The 18,053-nt window shown below is 65.7% G+C and carries 21 protein-coding genes; 8 read left to right on the top strand and 13 right to left on the bottom strand.

Annotated elements, in window-relative coordinates; translation table 11 throughout:
• Positions 1–13 precede the first annotated feature (13 nt).
• Entirely contained in the window at positions 14–664 is a 651-nt protein-coding gene (gene alkB / locus B7X65_RS05320) for a DNA oxidative demethylase AlkB (RefSeq protein WP_293593265.1), read from the top strand.
• 208 nt (positions 665–872) lie between these two features.
• On the opposite strand, the gene B7X65_RS05315 is transcribed toward alkB, so the two are convergent.
• From B7X65_RS05315 to B7X65_RS05305, 3 genes are all read right to left on the bottom strand, one after another.
• Positions 873–1,130 (bottom strand): hypothetical protein, encoded by a 258-nt coding sequence (locus B7X65_RS05315; protein WP_293593264.1) that lies wholly within the window; start codon positions 1,128–1,130, stop codon positions 873–875.
• A gap of 161 nt (positions 1,131–1,291) precedes the next feature.
• Complete coding sequence (locus B7X65_RS05310) at positions 1,292–1,612, bottom strand: antibiotic biosynthesis monooxygenase (RefSeq protein WP_293593263.1); 321 nt, start codon at positions 1,610–1,612, stop codon at positions 1,292–1,294.
• A 52-nt stretch (positions 1,613–1,664) separates the two neighbouring features.
• Complete coding sequence (locus B7X65_RS05305; RefSeq protein WP_293593262.1) at positions 1,665–2,258, bottom strand: hypothetical protein; 594 nt, start codon at positions 2,256–2,258, stop codon at positions 1,665–1,667.
• 191 nt (positions 2,259–2,449) lie between these two features.
• Between B7X65_RS05305 and B7X65_RS05300 the strand changes: the two genes are divergently transcribed.
• Positions 2,450–2,998, top strand: coding sequence for an NAD(P)H-dependent oxidoreductase (locus B7X65_RS05300; protein ID WP_293593261.1), 549 nt, complete (start codon positions 2,450–2,452; stop codon positions 2,996–2,998).
• An 88-nt stretch (positions 2,999–3,086) separates the two neighbouring features.
• Here B7X65_RS05300 and B7X65_RS05295 read toward each other — a convergent pair whose 3' ends face one another.
• Positions 3,087–3,734, bottom strand: coding sequence for an NAD(P)H-dependent oxidoreductase (locus B7X65_RS05295; protein ID WP_293593260.1), 648 nt, complete (start codon positions 3,732–3,734; stop codon positions 3,087–3,089).
• A 214-nt stretch (positions 3,735–3,948) separates the two neighbouring features.
• On the opposite strand from B7X65_RS05295, the gene B7X65_RS05290 reads away from it, so the two are divergent.
• A complete protein-coding gene (locus tag B7X65_RS05290; RefSeq protein WP_293593259.1) occupies positions 3,949–4,857 on the top strand; it encodes a LysR substrate-binding domain-containing protein in 909 nt (302 codons plus the stop codon).
• Positions 4,858–4,900: 43 nt separating this feature from the next.
• Here the strand turns inward: B7X65_RS05290 and B7X65_RS05285 are convergent, their stop codons facing one another.
• Both B7X65_RS05285 and B7X65_RS05280 read right to left on the bottom strand, forming a co-directional pair.
• Positions 4,901–5,281 carry a DUF2277 domain-containing protein gene (locus tag B7X65_RS05285; protein WP_293593258.1) on the bottom strand — a complete coding sequence of 127 codons (381 nt, stop codon included), beginning with the start codon at positions 5,279–5,281 and terminating at the stop codon, positions 4,901–4,903.
• A gap of 95 nt (positions 5,282–5,376) precedes the next feature.
• A complete protein-coding gene (locus B7X65_RS05280; RefSeq protein ID WP_293593257.1) occupies positions 5,377–5,841 on the bottom strand; it encodes a hypothetical protein in 465 nt (154 codons plus the stop codon).
• A gap of 236 nt (positions 5,842–6,077) precedes the next feature.
• Here B7X65_RS05280 and B7X65_RS05275 point away from each other — a divergent pair, with 236 nt between their 5' ends.
• Positions 6,078–6,599 (top strand): disulfide bond formation protein B, encoded by a 522-nt coding sequence (locus B7X65_RS05275; protein WP_293593256.1) that lies wholly within the window; start codon positions 6,078–6,080, stop codon positions 6,597–6,599.
• Positions 6,600–6,608: 9 nt separating this feature from the next.
• On the opposite strand, the gene B7X65_RS05270 is transcribed toward B7X65_RS05275, so the two are convergent.
• On the bottom strand, positions 6,609–7,025 hold the full coding sequence (locus B7X65_RS05270) for a hypothetical protein (RefSeq protein WP_293593255.1): 417 nt from the start codon (positions 7,023–7,025) through the stop codon (positions 6,609–6,611).
• 88 nt (positions 7,026–7,113) lie between these two features.
• On the opposite strand from B7X65_RS05270, the gene imuA reads away from it, so the two are divergent.
• Genes imuA through B7X65_RS05255 form a run of 3 tightly spaced genes read left to right on the top strand, consistent with a single transcriptional unit; the run spans position 7,114 to position 12,717 of the window.
• Entirely contained in the window at positions 7,114–7,980 is an 867-nt protein-coding gene (gene imuA / locus B7X65_RS05265) for a translesion DNA synthesis-associated protein ImuA (protein WP_293593254.1), read from the top strand.
• On the top strand, positions 7,940–9,373 hold the full coding sequence (locus B7X65_RS05260) for a DNA polymerase Y family protein (RefSeq protein ID WP_293593253.1): 1,434 nt from the start codon (positions 7,940–7,942) through the stop codon (positions 9,371–9,373). Before imuA ends, B7X65_RS05260 begins: the two co-directional genes overlap by 41 nt.
• 20 nt (positions 9,374–9,393) lie before the next feature.
• Positions 9,394–12,717 (top strand): error-prone DNA polymerase, encoded by a 3,324-nt coding sequence (locus tag B7X65_RS05255; RefSeq protein WP_293593252.1) that lies wholly within the window; start codon positions 9,394–9,396, stop codon positions 12,715–12,717.
• Positions 12,718–12,728: 11 nt separating this feature from the next.
• Here the strand turns inward: B7X65_RS05255 and B7X65_RS05250 are convergent, their stop codons facing one another.
• From B7X65_RS05250 to B7X65_RS05230, 5 genes are all read right to left on the bottom strand, one after another.
• Complete coding sequence (locus B7X65_RS05250) at positions 12,729–14,084, bottom strand: erythromycin esterase family protein (RefSeq protein ID WP_293593251.1); 1,356 nt, start codon at positions 14,082–14,084, stop codon at positions 12,729–12,731.
• Between the two features lie 20 nt (positions 14,085–14,104).
• Entirely contained in the window at positions 14,105–14,767 is a 663-nt protein-coding gene (locus tag B7X65_RS05245; protein ID WP_293593250.1) for a phosphoribosyltransferase, read from the bottom strand.
• Entirely contained in the window at positions 14,742–15,458 is a 717-nt protein-coding gene (locus tag B7X65_RS05240) for an alpha/beta family hydrolase (protein WP_293593249.1), read from the bottom strand. The genes B7X65_RS05245 and B7X65_RS05240 overlap by 26 nt, the downstream gene beginning before the upstream one ends.
• A gap of 149 nt (positions 15,459–15,607) precedes the next feature.
• Positions 15,608–16,243 (bottom strand): LysE family translocator, encoded by a 636-nt coding sequence (locus B7X65_RS05235; RefSeq protein ID WP_293593248.1) that lies wholly within the window; start codon positions 16,241–16,243, stop codon positions 15,608–15,610.
• Entirely contained in the window at positions 16,240–16,488 is a 249-nt protein-coding gene (locus B7X65_RS05230) for a DUF1272 domain-containing protein (RefSeq protein WP_293593247.1), read from the bottom strand. Before B7X65_RS05230 ends, B7X65_RS05235 begins: the two co-directional genes overlap by 4 nt.
• A gap of 165 nt (positions 16,489–16,653) precedes the next feature.
• Here B7X65_RS05230 and B7X65_RS05225 point away from each other — a divergent pair, with 165 nt between their 5' ends.
• Positions 16,654–17,319: a DsbA family oxidoreductase gene (locus B7X65_RS05225; RefSeq protein WP_293593246.1), complete on the top strand. Its 666-nt coding sequence runs from the start codon at positions 16,654–16,656 to the stop codon at positions 17,317–17,319.
• A 22-nt stretch (positions 17,320–17,341) separates the two neighbouring features.
• On the opposite strand, the gene B7X65_RS05220 is transcribed toward B7X65_RS05225, so the two are convergent.
• The coding region (locus B7X65_RS05220; protein WP_293593245.1) for an ATP-binding protein at positions 17,342–18,053 on the bottom strand (712 nt) is incomplete at its 5' end.

Genomic DNA, 18,053 nt, shown 5'->3' with positions numbered 1-18,053 from the left:
CGCAGGAGAAAGCTTGACCGCTGATCTTTTTGACGAGTTGCCCGTGGCGGTGTCGCGTGAAACGCTGGCACCCGGTGCCATGTTGCTGCGCAGTTTTGCACGCGAGGACGCCGCAGCCCTGCTGCAGGCCGTCGCTGAGGTCACCAGCCAGTCGCTGTTTCGCCATCTGGTCACGCCGGGCGGGCGCACGATGTCGGTGGCCATGAGCAATTGCGGCGCGCTGGGCTGGGTGTCGGACCGCAGCGGCTACCGCTACGATGCGCGGGACCCGCTGTCGGGCCAGCCCTGGCCCGCCATGCCCGCGATCCTGCGCAAGCTGGCCGTGCGCGCGGCAGCGCAGGCCGGCTTTGCCCACTTCGAGCCCGACGCCTGCCTTGTCAACCGTTACGAGCCGGGTGCACGGCTCTCGCTACACCAGGACCGGGACGAGCAGGACTTTTTCGCCCCCATCGTCTCGGTGTCCCTGGGCCTGCCCGCGGTGTTTCTGTTCGGTACGCCCAGCCGCAAGGACAGGCCGCAGCGCCATCGTCTGCAGCATGGCGACGTGGTGGTCTGGGGCGGACCGTCGCGCCTGGCCTTCCACGGCGTGGCACCGCTGGCCGATGGCGAACACACGCTGCTGGGCCGGCGCCGCATCAACCTGACGTTTCGTCGGGTGGGCTGAGTTTTACGAGCAAAATCGGCCGCCGGCCCTTGTCACGCGGGCGCGAGCAGCTATAAAAAGCGGAGCAAAGAACGGAGTGTTCACAGCCTCCCCGGCACATGCGGTATCCGCCGGTGCAGGCCCCTAGCCCAGCTATGGGACAAAAAGACAGTGAAAATGGGTCGCTGCGGTCGATTTGCAGCCGACGATTCCTGAGCCCGACAGGCTCCTAGAAGTGTTCGGGTCCCAGCACCAGCGGATGGTCCGGCGTGTAGCTGGCGCCCGCCACGATGTGGTCGGCCGCACGGGCATGAATCATCTCGGCGTCGAGTGCATAGGCCTTTTTCAGCGAGTCCGGCCCCTGGGTCGCGTCGAAATGCTCCTCCATCGCTGCCCGGGAAATTTTGACCGGAATGGTGCTGCCGGCATGCGACATTCCGAAGCTGAGCCACTCGCCGTGGTCTTCGACGTTCAAAGACGATTCCATGCATCCCTCCTGAAAAAAAAGCAAGAATAGCGGAGCATCTGCAATGCGTACAGACTGGGAGAAACCACTAAGCTCCGATTTTTTTGAGAGGATGGGCGAAAGGTGTTCCTGAAGTCGAGCAGCTGCTGGTCCATGTGTCACGTGCAAGCCCTACAAGACGCTCACGTCGCACCGGGTTCCGGCAGCACCGACCACTCGGGCTCTTCAAACTCGCCGATCACCGTGACGTTGCAGTGCTGGGCATGTTTGTCGAGGATGGCGCGTACGGTGGCGTCGCGGCGGTCGTCCTTGGCATCGCGGTGCGCCTTGGTGTCCCAGGTGGCAATCGCCAGCAGGGTGTCGGGCGAACCGATCTTGCGGTGCAGGTAAGTGCCACGCGCGCCCGGCGTGCGCTGGATGATTTCACTGGCACTGATCCACGCGGCGGCATACTCGTCCACCGTGTAGCCGGGTTTCATGCGGACTTCGAAAATGAACTTCATGCAACTGTCCTCCGGTAAACGGTGACACGGCCCGGCATGGCGCAGGCCGTCCCTAGTTCTTGATTTCTTTTTCCAGCGCCAGGCGGAACTCCTCGAGCTTGGCGTGGTAGTCGGGTGCTTCGCCGTAGGCCAGAAACCGCTCGTAGCGCGAGTGGGAACTGAACAGCTGGCGTGCGTGTTTGATGGGGCAGAAATACTGCTCGGTCCGTGCCACGATTTCAGCCGCGTAGGCGATCAGCCCGTTGGCGTAGGCGCAGTAGGTACAGTGAAAACGTTCGAAGCCATTGAGGTAGGCCAGGTGCTGGCGATCAATGGCGATGTAGTCGGCGCGCCGGACCTTGGCAATTTTGTAGATCGGGAAGCAACTGGCCTGGTAAAACGTGACGCAGAGATCAAGCACAGCCAGCGGAACAATCAGGCTGTAGATGATGGGCCCGGTCAGGAAGTTCTGCGGGCGGTCCGTCACGATCCAGCGCCACAGGCTGCGTTTGAGTTTGCGGTGCGTCTCGCGGATCGAGCCCTCGAACTCGACCCGTTTGCCCTTGAACTGGTAGAGCAGCTGCGTTTCCTGTTCACGCAGCGCGGCGCGCAGCTCGTCTTCCAGCGTGGTGATCTGGCCGAGCAGCTCTTTGATTTTGGGATTCACGTTTTTTCCAGTAGAGGGTCGGGGCGCAAGGTGGTGACGATCCATTATTGATGGTTTCCCGGGCGCCAGGCCATCGCGGCATCCGCTTGTCGTTTAGTCCTCACGCCGCGCAATGTCAAACCGTCTTCGCATAATGGTTGAATCCCTTTACGGGTCCCGCCAGCCAGTCTGACCATTTTCAGGAGAACTCCATGGCTCAATACCGCATCGCCGTTGTCGTCGGCAGCATCCGCAAGGATTCCTTCAACAAAAAGCTCGCGCTGGCGCTGGAAAAGCTGTTCCCGGCAGACTTCAGCTTTACCCATGTGCGCATCGACGACCTGCCGCCCTACAACCAGGACGACGACGGCAACCCCCCGGCGCAGGTGACGCGCCTGAAGGGCGAGATCACGGCGGCCCAGGGGCTGCTGTTCTTTACGCCTGAATACAACCGTTCGATTCCCGGCGTCCTGAAAAACGCGATTGACCATGCCTCCCGCCCCTACGGAAAAAGCGTGTGGAACGGCAAGCCTGCGGGTGTGCTGGGTGCGTCCGCAGGTCCCATTGGCACGGCGCTGGCGCAGCAGCACCTGCGCAACATCCTGGCCTACCTGAACGTGCCCACGCTGGGCCAGCCCGAAGCCTTCATCCACAACAAGGAAGGGCTGTACGACGCGGCCGGCAACATCGGCGAGGCCAGCCTGGCGTTTTTGCAGGGCTGGGTCAACGCCTATGTGGACTGGGTCAAGAAACACGCCTGATCTTCTGCCGCCCGCAAAGAAAAAAGCCCGCGATGCGGGCTTTTTTCATGTTGGCAAGTCAGGCCTGAGACGCCTGCGCCAACCGGGTTCAGGCGGCCAGGGCGGCCTGCGCTTCGTTGGCTGCCTTGGCCTGTGTTGCGATGTCAGCGGTGGCGGAAGCCAGGGCTGCGGCTTTCGCTGCGTCGCCCATGGCCAGGCCTTCGGCGCGTACAAAACGCACGTCGGTGATGCCGAAGAAGCCGAACACGGTCTTCAGGTAGCTTTCCTGGTGCTCCATGGCATTGCCGGCGTCGCTGGTCGAATAGACACCGCCGCGGGCGGACGCCACGATCACCGTCTTGCCGCCGGCCAGGCCGACCGGGCCCTTGTCGGTGTAGGTGAAGGTGCGGCCGACCTGGGCGATGCGGTCAATCCAGGCCTTGAGCTGGCTGGGGATGGAGAAGTTGTACAGCGGTGCACCGACCACAATCACGTCGGCGGCGAGGAACTGGGACACCAGCGCTTCGGAAACCGCGTTTTCGCGCTTTTGCGCGTCGCTCAGGTCGCTGCCGGCGGGCATGCGGAAACCCAGGGACTCGGCCGACAGGTGGCTGGGGGTTTCCACGGCCAGGTCGAGGTAGCTGACGTCGGTGGCCGGGTGACCGGCGCGCCAGGAGGCGACGATCTGGGCGGTCAGTTGGCGCGACACGGAGTTGCCGCCGAGGATGCTGGAGTCGATGTGCAGAAGTTTGGTCATGATGGGTTCCTTGAGGGGGTGAATCGGGGATGGATAGCTTGTTGGCCGTATTCACCATGAATCGCAGCCATGGATAGAGTGTGCGGATGAATCCATTCATTGATAAGACGGCAAAAATGCGATACATCGTCCTGTTTATAGGACAATCGACGTGAAGACCCCCGGCTCAACGCCGGGGTGACACATCAACCAACCGGGAACCGGGGAGCCGCCCATGCAGGACCTGAACGACATGCTGTATTTCGCCGAGGTGGCCGAGCGCGGCGGCTTTGCGGCGGCAGGCCGGGCGCTGGGCCTGCCCAAATCACGGCTCTCGCGCCGGGTGGCCGAACTGGAAGCCCAACTTGGGGTGCGGCTGCTGCAGCGCACCACGCGCAAGCTGTCGCTGACCGAGGCGGGCGAGCTCTACCTGCGCCACTGCGTGGCCATGCGCGACGAGGCCCTGGCCGCCGGCGAGGCGGTGGCGCAGATGCAGAGCGAGCCGCGCGGGACGCTGCGCATCAGCTGCCCGGTGACGCTGGCGCAGGGCACGCTGGGCTACCTGATTCCGCAATACCTGGCCCAGCACCCGCATGTGAAGCTCGACATGCGGGTGACCAACCGGGTGGTGGACCTGGTGGAAGAGGGCATGGACGTGGCGCTGCGGGTGCGCCCCACGCTGGACGACAGCGGCAGTCTGGTCGTCAAGCAACTCGGCGCCTCCTGCAGCTACCTGCTGGCGAGCCCCGAGCTGCTCAGGCGGCAGGGTGCGCCAGCCACGCCCGATGAGCTGAAAAACCTCGACACGGTGGCCATGTCGGCCAACGAGGGGCGCAGCGCCTGGGAACTGGTGGGCCCGCAGGGGCAGGAGTTTGTGTTGCAGCACCAGCCGCGCTACGTGGCCGATGACCTGCAGACGCTCAAGCTGGCGGTGCTGGCCGGCACCGGCATGAGCTTTTTGCCGGAGATGCTGTGCACGGCAGAGCTGCAGGCCCGGCTGCTGGTGCCGGTGCTGCCCGGCTGGGCATTGCGGCCCGGCATGGTGCATGCCGTGTTTCCCTCGCGCCGTGGCCAGGTGCCGGCGGTGCGCAGCTTTCTGGACTTTCTCGGCGAACACCTGGAGGCCGAGGAGCTGGCTTCCTGAATCGCTCTTTTTTTGATAGCTGGTGGCGCAAGTGGGACAAGGGCTAAGGGCCGATTTGATGCATATATTTCCTGGCAAGCGGCGTGATAACACCGCGCAACGCGCGGGTGTTTGTGGAGGAGGGGGCGGGGATTTGAGCGCGCTGGCCCATCATTGAGCCGGACCGAACCTCATCGCTGACCGCGCGCGCCCGTTCGGCCTCAACTTCGCGGTTGCGCGGTTCAGCGTTGGTGACCAGGGAACCGATAAGGTGTCGTGCGGAAGCCGCCACCTCTTCTACCGCGCGTTCGAACGCGGCTTCATTGGCCTTGGACGGAACGCTGAACCCGCTGAGCTTCCTGACAAACTGCAGTGAAGCATCGCGGATTTCCAGTTCCGTGGCCGGTGGTTCGAAGTTGAACAGGGTCTTGATGTTGCGGCACATGGCGGCTCCTTGAGACTGGGGGATTTTTCACTTGATGACGCAGATGCCACATGGCGTCAGGCCGCGCTGGCATGACGATTGAATAAAAAATCAGATCATGCGCGGGCCGGCGTTCGGCCGGCCATGTCCCGCAATGCAGCGACCTGCCAGGAGTTCTCCGGCTCGAACGCCTCGCGTTCAGAGACTGCTCCGTACCCGCCATCGGCGTAGACAGTCGCGTAGGCTGCATAACTCGCGGCCTGTAGCGCCTTTCCATTGATCGCATTGGCCACCGCGTAGCTTGCCGAGACAGCCGCGTGACCACAGCCATCGATCGACTTCGACCCTCGATGTTGATTGGCCAGGCGGTCTGCTTCCCTTTGCGAATGTTCCAGGGCGTCACGACTGACGCGACCCTCCAGGTAGCGGCCCAGTACGTCCAGGCACTCGATGACTTCCGGTTCTTCGAGCAGGTGTCTGATCCGGATGACACAGGCGTGAGCGAAGGCCAGCCGAAGCCGCTCGTTTTCCGGTGCCAAAAGGCCTGTTTCCGATGCAAGTTGCTCCAGCGCCTGGTTCATGCACACCTCCGGTGACGGATGGGGTTTCGTCAATTTCTGGTTTATATCAGTCTTTTTCAGGCCGGCATGGGCGCTCGTCGGGAACAAATCCACCCGCTGCGCGAAGGCATCAACACCTGACGCGGTTCGCCGGTAACCGGGAGGGCTACTCCGGATTTCCCAGCCGGGGAACTTATCTCCGCCTGAACGCCCGAACCATCGGACAATCCGTACATCGATCGAAAAAAAGGACCCTGATGTTGTTGAGCTATGTCGAAACCGCGCCGCGCCGTGTGCTGGCCCTGGTGTCTGCCGTCTGCGTCGCCATGCTGGCGTTTGGCCTGTACCTGCAGCATGTCGTCGGCCTGGAGCCTTGCCCCATGTGTATCGTGCAGCGTTATGCGCTGGTGCTGGTGGCGGTGGTGACGGGGGCCACGGCTTTTGCGCGCGGCAAAGGGCTGCTCATGACGGGGTCAGCGGTGACGCTGCTGGTGGCCGGCTTCGGCGCTTTTGTCGCCGCGCGCCAGAGTTTCCTGCAGTGGTACCCGCCCGAAGTTGTTTCCTGTGGGCGCGACTTTTACGGAATGATCGAGACCTTTCCGCTGCAGCGTGTGATCCCGATGATTTTCAAGGGCAGCGGCGACTGCACCAGGATCGACTGGACTTTTCTGGGCCTGTCGATCGCCAACTGGTCGTTTCTCTGTTTTGCCGGCATCTCGCTGCTGATGCTGGCCCTGCTGGTGGTGCAGGGCCGCAGGGCGCAAGCCGCACGCCGCTGATCCGGTCGTTCAGGGCGGCAGCGGTGCCACCCGCGCCGGCACCAGCACAATTTCGATGCTGCCGCCCGGGTTGTGGCTTTTGAGCCGCAGTTCTTCATGGCTCAGGCTCAGGATGTCGGTTTTGTACTCCTGCGCTTCCTCGATCATCGTGAGCTTGCCGTTTTGGTAGGTCCAGGCACCGAAGGCGGCCTTGCTGTTGGGCGAGGTGACCACCAGCGTGCCGTCCGACAAAAACGCGTACAGCGTGCCGGGCGCGACCCCGGTGGACAGGCTGACCTCCCACACCTTGTTGATGAAACCCGGCTTCACGTTGGCGGGGTAAGGCTTGGACGTGTCGGCCAGGTCGACGGGTTCGGTCTCTTTCGAGCAGGCCGCGACCAGCAAAAACACAGCCAGGCAACAGGCCCGCCGCAGTGAATCCTTCATCGTGCGCTACTCCAAAGGAAAGTCCAAAAGAAAGGATTCTCCTCTGAGGCCGGAAAAGGTGTAATACTGTACATATCAACAGTATTTTATGTCTTTTTCCTTCATGAACCCGCTTTCTTCCGCCATGTCCACGCCGCCTGGGTCTGCGGGCCGGGCGCTGGACGCCATGCCCGCCGGCCTGGCGCAACACGCCGACGTCTGGCGCGCCGCCGAGCTGGGCTGCCACAGCCTGCCGGCCCTGGACACCGGGTATGCGGCGCTGAACCAGGTGTTGCCCGGCGGCGGCTGGCCGCAGGGCGCGCTGGTGGAAATGCTGCAGCCGCAGGCCGGCCTGCACGAGTGGGGTCTGCTGGCGCCTGCACTGGCCGCCGTGCAGGCCGCGGCGCCCGCCAAGCTGGTGGTGCTGGTGGGCGCACCCTGGTTGCCGTTTGGCCCGGCGCTGGGCGCGCGCCAGCTCAACATGCAGCGCGTGCTCTGCGTGCGCGGCCAGGGGCCGGCGCTGCTGTGGGCCACACGCGAAGCGCTGCAGTGTGCCGACGTGGCCGCCGTGCTGGCCTGGCTGCCCGATGCGCGCAGTGCCCATTTGCGCCGCCTGCAGATGGCCGCGCATGCGCACAGCCAGCTGTTGTTTGTGTTCCGGCCTCTGCGTGCGCAGCTCGAGTCTTCACCCGCGCCGCTGCGCCTGCTGCTCGAAGGTGCGGCGGCCGAAGACGGCAACCTGCGGGTGCACGTGCTCAAGCGGCGCGGCCCGCCGCTGGCCGCGCCGCTGCTGCTGGCCACCCGGCCGGCGCGCCTGACGGCCTTGCTGGCGGCCAGCCGCGAACGCGTGCGCCGCCGCCGCGAGGAAGCCGGTGTGCTGCTGCCCAGGCTGCAGCCGGCCCCGGCCGCTGTTTCCGCCGCATCAGGAGAGGTGCATGCCTTGCTGGATCGCATTGCAAACAGCCATCACCACTGAGCCGGGGCCGGCGTTGATGGACGAGGCCGCGCTGCAGCGCAGCGTGGCCAGCCTGGCGCTGGGTTTCACGCCGCGCGTGGCGCTGGTCGACGAGGCCGTGCTGCTGGACGTGACCGGCAGCCTGCGCCTGTTTGGCGGGCTGGCGCGGCTGATGCAGCTGCTGGAGCAGCGTTTGATCGAATTTTTTGAAGCAAATCGGGCGGTACCCCTTATACGGCGTTCGCAAGGCGCTACATCCTTGATAGCACTGGGGCGCTTGCGTCACGCGGCCGGCAAGCCGGGGCAGGGCCGCACGCGGGTGGCCGACCTGCCCATGCACACCTTGACTGCGGCGCGCCCGCACCTGGGCGTGCTCGAGCGCATCGGTTGCCGCAGCTGGGACGACCTGCTGCGACTGCCGCGCGACGGCGTGGCCCGGCGTTTCGGCGCGGAACTGCTGGAGGCGCTGGACCGCGCGCGCGGCAGCCTGCCCGACAACCACGACTGGCTGGTGCTGCCCGAACACTTCGAGGAAAAAATCGAGCTCAACGCGCTGGTCACGCACGGCCCGGCGCTGATGGCCGGGGCCGAACGCCTGCTGGCCAGCCTGCACGCCTGGCTGCTGGGGCGCCAGAGCGGCATCTGCGCACTCCGGCTCACCTGGCACCTGGACAAGCGCCGCGACGTGGCGCCCACCGGCGAGATGGAAGTCCGCACCGCCCAGCCCGCGCAGGACCTGCGCCACGTCACACGCCTGATCGCCGAGCAGCTCGCGCAGCAAAAGCTGCCGGCGCCGGTGTTTGCCCTGAGCCTGCGTTCGCTGGTCACCGAGCCACTGGTGGACGCGGCCGCCGCCACCACCAGCCTGCTGATGGAAGCGCGCCAGCAGGGCGACAGCGCGGTGGAACTGATCGAGCGCCTGAGCGCCCGCCTGGGGCCCGCGCAGGTGCAGGCCTGGCAGCCCTGCGCCGACCACAGGCCCGAGCAGATGCAGCGCTGGGTCAGCGCCCAGGGCGCTATGCAATCCATAGCTGGTGGCGCCCGCCAGACAAGGGCCAGAGGCCAGAAAGGCTTGAAGAAATCGGAAGAGGCGGCCAGAATCGATGCCCTCTACCCGACCTGGCTGCTGCCCGAACCGCTCCGGCTGGCGGCGGTGGGCGACAGCCCGGTCTACCAGGGCCCGCTGCTTCGGCTGGCCGGCCCGCAGCGGCTGGAGGCCAGCGGCTGGCTGATGACCGGTGACGCGGCCGGCGATGGCACGGGTGTGCGAAGCAAGCCCGCGGCGATCCGCGACTACTTCATCTACCGCAGCCAGCAGGCGGGTTTGCTTTGGATTTTCAGCGAGCGTTTGCCGGTGCCGCAGCCGGCACATACGCAGCGCCAGGCCTGGTACCTGCACGGTTTTTTTGCCTGAGTTGCTGGATTGGAATTGTCATGTTCAGCGGACCGCTTCCCGACTATGCCGAGCTGCATGCACTGAGCAATTTCAGCTTCCAGCGCGGCGCCTCGCATGCCGAAGAGCTGGTCGAACGGGCCGCCGGTTTAGGCTACCGCGCGCTGGCCATCACCGACGAATGTTCGGTGGCCGGCGTGGTGCGTGCCCATGTGGCGGCCAAAAAACACGGGCTCAAGCTGCTGCCCGGGGCGGAGTTTTTCGTGCAGGCCAGTCCTCCGTTCCGGCTGGTGGTGCTGCCGCACAACGCGACTGGCTGGGGCAACCTGTGCGAGTTCATCACCGCGGCCAAACAGGCCGGTGACGTGATCGACAAAGGCAGCTACCGCGTGGCGCTGGGCGAAAGCGATTTTTCGCTGCTGGCCGATTGCGAGGTGCTGCTGTTGCCTTTGCCGGATGCTATCGATACAGAAGCGCTCTGTGCCCATGCCGCCTGGGCTGCAGGCCTTTTTGGCATGTATGCCTGGCTGGCCGTCGAGCTGCTGCAAGGCCTGGACGACGCGCTGCGCCTGCTACAGCTGCAAACGGTGGCGCAGCGCACCGGCATCCGCCTGGTGGCGGCCGGCGGGGTGCGCATGCATGTGCGTTCGCGCAAGCCGCTGCACGACGTGATGACGGCCATCAAGCTGGGAAAAACCGTGCATGAGTGCGGCTTTGCCCTGCAGGCCAATGCCGAAGCGCATTTGCGTCCGCGCATGCGCCTGGCCGACCTCTACCCGGCCGGGCTGCTGCGCGCCACGCTGGCGGTGGCGGCGCGTTGCAACTTCAGCCTGGACGAGATCCGCGACCTGTATCGCTACCCGCTGGGCGACATGGTGCCCGAAGCGGAAACGCCCGCCCAGTGCCTGCGCCGGCTCACGGCCGAAGGCGCACGCGAGCGTTACCCGGGCGGCGTGCCGGAAAAAATCCAGACGCAGATTGACTACGAGCTGGTCCTGATCGAGGAACTCGGCTACGAGATGTACTTCATCACCGTGCATGACATCGTGCGTTTTGCCCGGCAGCAGGGCATCCTGTGCCAGGGGCGCGGTTCGGCCGCCAACTCGGCCGTCTGTTTCTGCCTCGGCGTGACGGCCGTGAATCCGGCGGAAAGCCAGCTCCTGTTCGAGCGTTTCATCAGCCGCGAACGGCGCGAGCCGCCCGACATCGATGTGGACTTCGAGCACCAGCGGCGCGAGGAAGTCATCCAGTACATCTACGCCAAATACGGCCACGACCGCGCGGCGATTGCCGCCACCGTGATCAGCTACCGGCCGCGCAGCGCCATCCGCGACGTGGGCAAGGCGCTGGGCGTGGCGCCCGAACTGGTCGAGCAACTGGCCAAAGAGCATTTCTGGTTTGACGGCAGCGAAGCGCTGGAGAAAAAACTCGCCGAAGCCGGCCTGCAGCAGGACCCCGGGCCGGTGCTGCAGTGGCTGGACCTGTCGGTACAACTGATCGGTTTTCCGCGCCACCTGAGCCAGCATGTGGGCGGCTTTGTGCTGACCCAGGGCAAACTCACGCGCCTGGTGCCGGTGCAGCCCGCGTCCATGGAGGCGCGCCGCATCATCCAGTGGGACAAGGACGACCTCGACGCCATGGGCCTGCTCAAGGTCGATGTGCTGGCGCTGGGCATGCTCTCTGCCATTCGCCGCTGCCTGCAGCTGGTGGACCAGCTGCGCGGCGGCGAACTGCAGATGCACCAGATTGCCGGCGACGACAAACCCACCTACGACATGATCTGCGCGGCCGACACGGTGGGTGTGTTCCAGATCGAAAGCCGCGCGCAGATGTCCATGCTGCCGCGGCTGCAGCCGCGCAACTACTACGACCTGGTGGTGGAAGTGGCCATCGTGCGGCCCGGGCCTATCCAGGGCGGCATGGTGCACCCCTACCTGCGCAACCGCGAGATGGTCCGCAAGGGCGGTGACATTGCCTACCCTTATCCGGAACTCAAGGACGCGCTGGGTCGCACCCTGGGTGTGCCGATTTTCCAGGAGCAGGTGATGCAGATCGCCATGATCGCGGCCAAATTCACCGCCGACGAGGCCGACGATTTGCGCCGTTCCATGGCGGCCTGGAAACGCAAGGGCGGCGTCGAGCGTTTTCACGACCGCCTGGTCAACGCGATGACGGCGCGCGGGTATGACGCCACTTTTTCGGAAAACATCTTCAGCCAGATCCGCGGTTTTGGCGAGTACGGTTTTCCGGAAAGCCATGCCGCCAGTTTTGCCAAGCTGGTCTATGTGAGCTGCTGGCTCAAGTGCCACGAGCCCGCGTGTTTCCTGGCGGCCATGCTCAACTCGCAGCCCATGGGGTTTTATGCGCCCTCACAGCTGGTGCAGGACGCGCGCCGGCACGGGGTGGCCGTGCGCGCGGTGGACGTGACCTGCAGCGCGTGGGATTGCACGCTGGAAAAATCTTCCGCTTCCTCTGAGGCTGAAACCGTTCTCCCTGAGCACTTACCCGTTCGGGTTGATGCTCTCTCCGTTCGGGCTGAGCCTGTCGAAGTCGTCCCTGAGGAACATCGAAGAACCCTTCGACAAGCTCAGGGCGAACGGATTGGGTCTCAGCCCGAGCGGAGAAAAAAACAACCCGCCGTCCGCCTGGGCCTGCGTCTGGTGGCGGGCCTGCCTGAAGCGGCGGCACTGCGCATCACGCAAGCCCGCGCGCTAGCGCCTTTCACCTCGACCGAAGACCTGGTCGCGCGCGCGCAGCTCGGCACCCGAGAGATCAACGCGCTGGCCGCCGCCGATGCGCTGCGGCCCCTGGCCGGCCACCGGCGCCAGCAGGTCTGGGAAGCCTCGGCCATCCAGCCCGCGCCCGCCTTGCTCAAGGCTGTGCCCACGCATGAAACATCGCTGGTGTTGCCGGAGACGCCCGAGGGCGAAAACATCCTGTTCGACTACCAGTCCACCGGCCTCACGCTGCGTCGCCATCCGCTGGCCCTGCTGCGCCCGCGCCTGGCCCGCCGCGGCCTGCTGAGTGCCGGTGAGCTCAATGCCCTGCCCAGCGGCCGGGAGGTGGCGGCCTGCGGCATTGTCACAGTGCGCCAGCAGCCGCAAACCGCCAAGGGCACCATCTTCGTGACGCTCGAAGACGAGACAGGCCCGGTCAACGTGATTGTCTGGAAATCACTGCGCGACACCCAGCGCCACGAGGTGCTGCATGCGCGCCTGCTGGCGGTGTACGGCGTCTGGCAGCGCAGCGAGGAAAGCGACACCCGGGAAGGGTATGGCGCTGTGCGCAACCTGGTGGCGCACCGGCTCGAAGACCTGACGCCGCTGCTGGGGCGGCTGGGCACCTCCAGCCGCGATTTCCATTAAGGCCAAAAAACCTACATCCCCGACGGGAAGGTCTCGGGTGCCTCGCCGGTATGCCACACCGGGCCCCGGTCCAGCGGTTCCAGCGCATGGGTTTCGTCGATGTGGATCAGCGCGTCGAACTGCTGGCTCAAGTGGGTGTGAAAGTAGTGGCTCTGGCGTTCGGTGTCGGGCCGGTAGATCACGCCGATGGCGCGCTGCAGCCGCTGCGGCTGCGCCAGCTCGCCCAGCGCGGCGTTGTCGCGCAGGTTCAGCCAGAAGCGGCTGGTACCGGTCTGGTGGAAGACTGCCTCCCAGCTGCCGGGCAGGCCGGCGCGCACCCGCTTGTGCTGCGGCGGTTCGTCCCAGTTCGACGCGGCCGTCACCGAACCGTGGTGGGTGCTGAAGCCCACCAGCACCGCGTCGCCGTCATGGCGGTCGCGCACGAGCTGGCCCACATTCCATTCCCCGCGGTCACCCATTTCGGTGGCGGCCGCATCGCCGAGGTGCGAGTTGTGCGCCCAGACGGCCATGCGCGGCGGCTCGCCGCCGGCGCCCAGGTGGCGGTCCAGCGCCTGCAGCGTTTCTTCCATGTGGCTGTCGCGCAGATTCCAGGACGACACACGGCCGTGGAACATGGTGCGGTAGTACTCCTCGGCATTGCGCACCAGGCGTGCGTTCTGCTGCGCGTAAAACATCTCGTCGCGTTCCAGCCCGGGCGTGGACGGCAACTGGGCGAAGCGCCGGGTCATGGCGCGCAGTTGCTGCACCACCTCGTCTTCGCAACTGCGTGCCAGGCCGAAATTGGCGGCGTAACCGTAAGCCTGGCTGTCTTCGGCCGCGTGGTCGAAACAGGCATAGCGGTCGCGCGCCCGCTGCGCCGCCGGCGGGTCGGTGTGGTCCAGGTAGGCCAGCACTTCCTGGATGGAGGTGAACAGGCTGTACAGGTCCATGCCGTAAAAGCCGACCTGGCTGGCAGCGCTGCGCCCGGCGTTGTACTCGCGCAGCCACTCCACAAAATCGCGCACCACGGTGTTGCGCCACATCCAGGCGGGAAAACGTTCAAACCCCGACAGGGCGTCGCCGGCGTTGCGCTCGTCGGACAGGCCGCGCACATAACGGTTGACGCGCCAGGCGTCGGGCCAGTCGGCCTCCACCGCGATGGCGGTGAAGCCTTTTTCGATGATGAGCCGCTTGGTGATGTTGACGCGCTCCTGGTAGAACTCGCGCGTGCCGTGCGAGGCTTCACCGAGCAGCACAAACCGCGCCGGGCCGATCATCTGCAGCAAGCCGTCGTGGTCGTGCGTGCTGCCAGTCAGGGGGTACAGGTGCTGCCGCAGGCCCTCGAGCAGGGCCGTATCGGTGTGCAGGGTGGAATGCTGCGGGGTCATGGCAGGGTCCTGGTGGGTTGTCAGGGGGAAGGCGCGTGCACGCGGGCGTCGTCAAGCAGCGTGCGCACCTCGTCGTCGCTGGTCTGGGGAAACTGCCGGTACCACAGGCCAACGGCGCGAAACGGTTCGGGCATGGCGACGCAGACCACCTCATCGGCCACACCCTGCAGCGCGTCGCAGCTGTCCGCGGCGCCCACCGGCACGGCCATCACCAGATGCGCCGGTTGCTGCTGGCGGATGGCCAGCAGCGCGGCGTGCATGGTCGCGCCGGTGGCCAGCCCGTCGTCAACCACGATCACCGTGCGGCCGTGCAGATCGGGCGCCGGGCTCTGGCCGCGGTAGAGCTGCTCGCGCCGCTGCAACTCGGGCTGTTCGCGCGCCACCGCGGCGGCCACCTCTTCGGGCGTGACGTGCATGCCCGGCATCGGGTTCATCACGCGCACGCCGCCGCTGGCAATCGCCCCCATGGCGTATTCCTCGTGGCCCGGAAAGCCGAGCTTGCGCACCACAAACACATCCAGCGGCGCCTTCAGCGCGCGGGCCACCTCGTAAGCCACCGGCACGCCGCCGCGCGGCAGGGCCAGCACCAGCACGCCGGGGCGACCGCGGTAGTGCGCCAGCGCGCCGGCCAGCACGCGGCCCGCCTCGCGGCGGTCCTCATAGGGAAGGCGTGTGTCTCTCATGGTGAACCCCCGTGTGTTTGGCAGGAGCCAGCCAGGCACTGAACCAGTCGGCCGCCAGTTCGGCCACCTGCTCCAGGGTGCCGCGTTCCTCGAACAGGTGGGTGGCGCCCGGCACGATCGCCAGCCGTTTTTCGCAATGCAAATGCGCGTAGGCCTGCTCATTGAGCGTAATCACCTCCTCGTCGTCGCCGCCCACAATCAGCAGGGTGGGCGCGCTGACCGCCGCCAGCGCCACCGGGCCGGCCAGGTCGGGGCGGCCCCCGCGCGAGACCACGGCCGCAATACGTTTGCCGAGCCGGGCCGCGGCAATCAGCGCCGCCGCGCTGCCCGTGCTGGCGCCGAAGTAGCCGATGGGTGCGTGTTTCAGGTCCGGCTGGGCAGACACCCACTCGGTGACCTCCTGCATGCGCCCGGTCAGCAGGGCGATGTCGAAACGGTGTTCGCGGGTGTGGGTGTCGACCTGTTCTTCCTGTACGGTGAGCAGGTCGAACAGCAGGGTGGCAATGCCCGCCTGCTGGAGTTTTTGCGCCACCTGGCGGTTGCGGGCGCTGTGCCGGCCGCTGCCGCTGCCATGGGCAAACAGCACCAGGCCTTTGGCCCCGGCCGGCAGGACGAGGTCGCCGTACAGCCAGGTGTCACCGCAGGGAATGCGGACTTCCCGGCTCGTCGGGGCAGAGGTGGGACGGTTCATGGACATCTCCGTTAGAGAAACCCACCATAGTCCTGCGCGGCGCGCCCTGCTATCAGACAAGTCCTATTTGACGGTCAGACGGGCCTGGCCTTGATCTGGAACAAAAACAGGCACCAGCCCAATCAGGACGGGCGCAACACGCTATGAAATCAGGAGTTCCCGGCGCGGCGGTAGAAAGCCAGTGAGCCGGCCAGGCCCAGCAGGGCGCCGCCGCACAGGCGGTCCAGCCAGCGTGTGGCACCGGCCTTGAGCAGCCGCAACGCCCGCGCGCCGATGACGGCATAGGCCAGCATCACGGTGAAGTCCAGCCCCCCGAACACCAGCGCGATCGTGATGTACTGCGGCGCCTGCGCGGCGGCCGGGTCGATGAACTGCGGCAGCAGGGCGGAGCAAAACAGATAACCCTTGGGGTTGGTGGCGGCCACCAGAAAGGATTTCATGAAGATGGCCCGGCCATTGCGTGGTTCGGCATCGGCCTCGCCGGCGGGCAATTCAAAACCGCCTTTCGAGCGCAGCATGCGCACGCCCAGCCAGGCCAGGTAGAGGGCCCCTACCCATTTGAGCACCGAGAACCAGAACTCCGAAGCCGCCAACAGCGCGCCCAGACCCAGCGCCACCGCACCGACCAGCACGAAGTCCGAGGCCACGGCCCCCAACATGCCGGGCACGGAGCGGCGAACGCCGTAACGCGAGCCGTTGATCAGCGCCAGCAGCACCGTGGGACCGGGCGTGGCGATCACCGCCAGCGCGACGGCTGCAAACAGCAGCAGGCTGCTGCTGGTCATGCCGCGGCTCCGCAACCGGCCGGTTTGAAGACACGCTCGGTCGATGCCGGGTAGCGGGCCAGTTTGTCAGCCGGCCGGCGTGGCCGGGTGACCAGTTCGCCGCCGCAGTTGGGGCAGATGCCGTGGAGCTTGCTGCTGGCGCAATCGCTGCAGAAGGTGCATTCGAAGGTGCAGATGCGGGCCTCAGGGGACTCGTTGGGCAGGTCTTTGTTGCAGCATTCGCAGTTGGGGCGGAGTTGGAGCATGGTGTGTCCTGTTCAAAAGCGGGTGGGAGGAGCTTGGCCCCTGCCGCGCATTTTGGGGTATTTTCCCTCAGAAGGGTCTTCACCTATCAGCCCGGTGGCCTGCGGGGTTGCCCGATTGTCACTACCATTGGCCTGATTTCCCACCCCTCTGACAAGGACACACGCATGAGCACCCCGGCACCGACAGCAATGAAAATCGACTTCGTCTCCGACGTGTCCTGCCCCTGGTGCGTGATCGGCCTCAAGTCACTCGAAGACGCGCTGGGCCGGGTCGCAGGCGAAGTCCAGGCCGAGATACATTTCCAGCCTTTCGAGCTGAACCCGAAGATGCCGGTCGAAGGCCAGGACATCGCCGAACACCTGACCGAAAAGTACGGCTCCACGCCCGAGCAGTCGCAGCGCAACCGCGAGATGATCCGGGCGCGCGGGCAGGACGTGGGTTTCACCTTCAGCATGGACAAACGCAGCCGCATCTACAACACCTTTGACGCCCACCGCCTGCTGCATTGGGCCGAGGAAGAAGGAGAAGGGCGCCAGCTGGCGCTCAAGGAGGCGCTGTTCAAGGCCTATTTCACCGACGGCGAAAGCCCGGGCTCGCACGAGGTGCTGGCGCGCGTGGCCGGCGAGGTCGGCCTGGACATGGCGCGCGCGAAAGCCATTCTGGCCTCGAACGAGTACGCCGACGCCGTGCGTGAGCGCGAGCAGTTCTACCTGCAGCAGGGCATCCACGCGGTGCCGGCCGTCATCATCAACGACAAACACCTGATCTCGGGCGGCCAGCCGGCCGAGGTGTTCGAGCAGGCCTTGCGGCAGATCGCGGCAGGTGTCTGAAGCGCATCGGTTTTCAGGTTTTTCAGACAGTGGGGGCCTGTTTTGGCGATGCGGGTTGAATGCGCGGAAGCGTCAGTCGGGCCTCCAGTCCGCCGTCGGAGCGCCGCCGCAGTTCAAACGATCCGGAAAAACGCTCGACAATGGCGGCGACGATGGACAGGCCCAGGCCGCTGCCCCGGCCTGACCGGCGCCGCCAGAATCGTTGCGTCGCCAGTGCCAATTCGTTGTCGCTGAGTCCCGGCCCGCGATCAAATATGTGAAAGCTGACCGCTTGCGGCGAGCTGCGTATTTCCAGCCTGACGCTGTTGGATGCAGGGGAATGGCGCAGGGCGTTGTCAAGCAGGTTGCGCAGCGCGGTGACAGCCAGCGCCTGGGGCAGCGCCAGCTCGGCACGGATGCCGTCGCTGTCGAGCGTGATCCGCTCGGGCGCATGGGGTGCTGCATCGCGCATCGCGAGGCGGGCCACTTCGCTGGCATCAGCGACCGATCCGTCCTCCCACGAAAAGGCGCCCTCGACCTGCGACAGCGTCAACAGCTGGGAAAGGGTGTGTTGAAGCCGCGCCACACCCTCTTCAGCGTAATCCATGGCCACCTCGGCGTCCTTGCCCTGGGTGATGCGCGTGACCTGGAGATGCGTTTTTATCGCGGTGAGCGGCGTGCGCAATTCATGCGCAGCATCGCTGGTGAAGCGGCGTTCGCGGCTGATGGTCTCGCTCATGCGCGCCAGCAAATGG

It is taken from the genome of Polaromonas sp. 39-63-25 (genome assembly GCF_002278925.1).
GTDB lineage: Bacteria > Pseudomonadota > Gammaproteobacteria > Burkholderiales > Burkholderiaceae_C > Polaromonas.
This window is presented reverse-complemented; position numbering and strand designations above follow the sequence as displayed.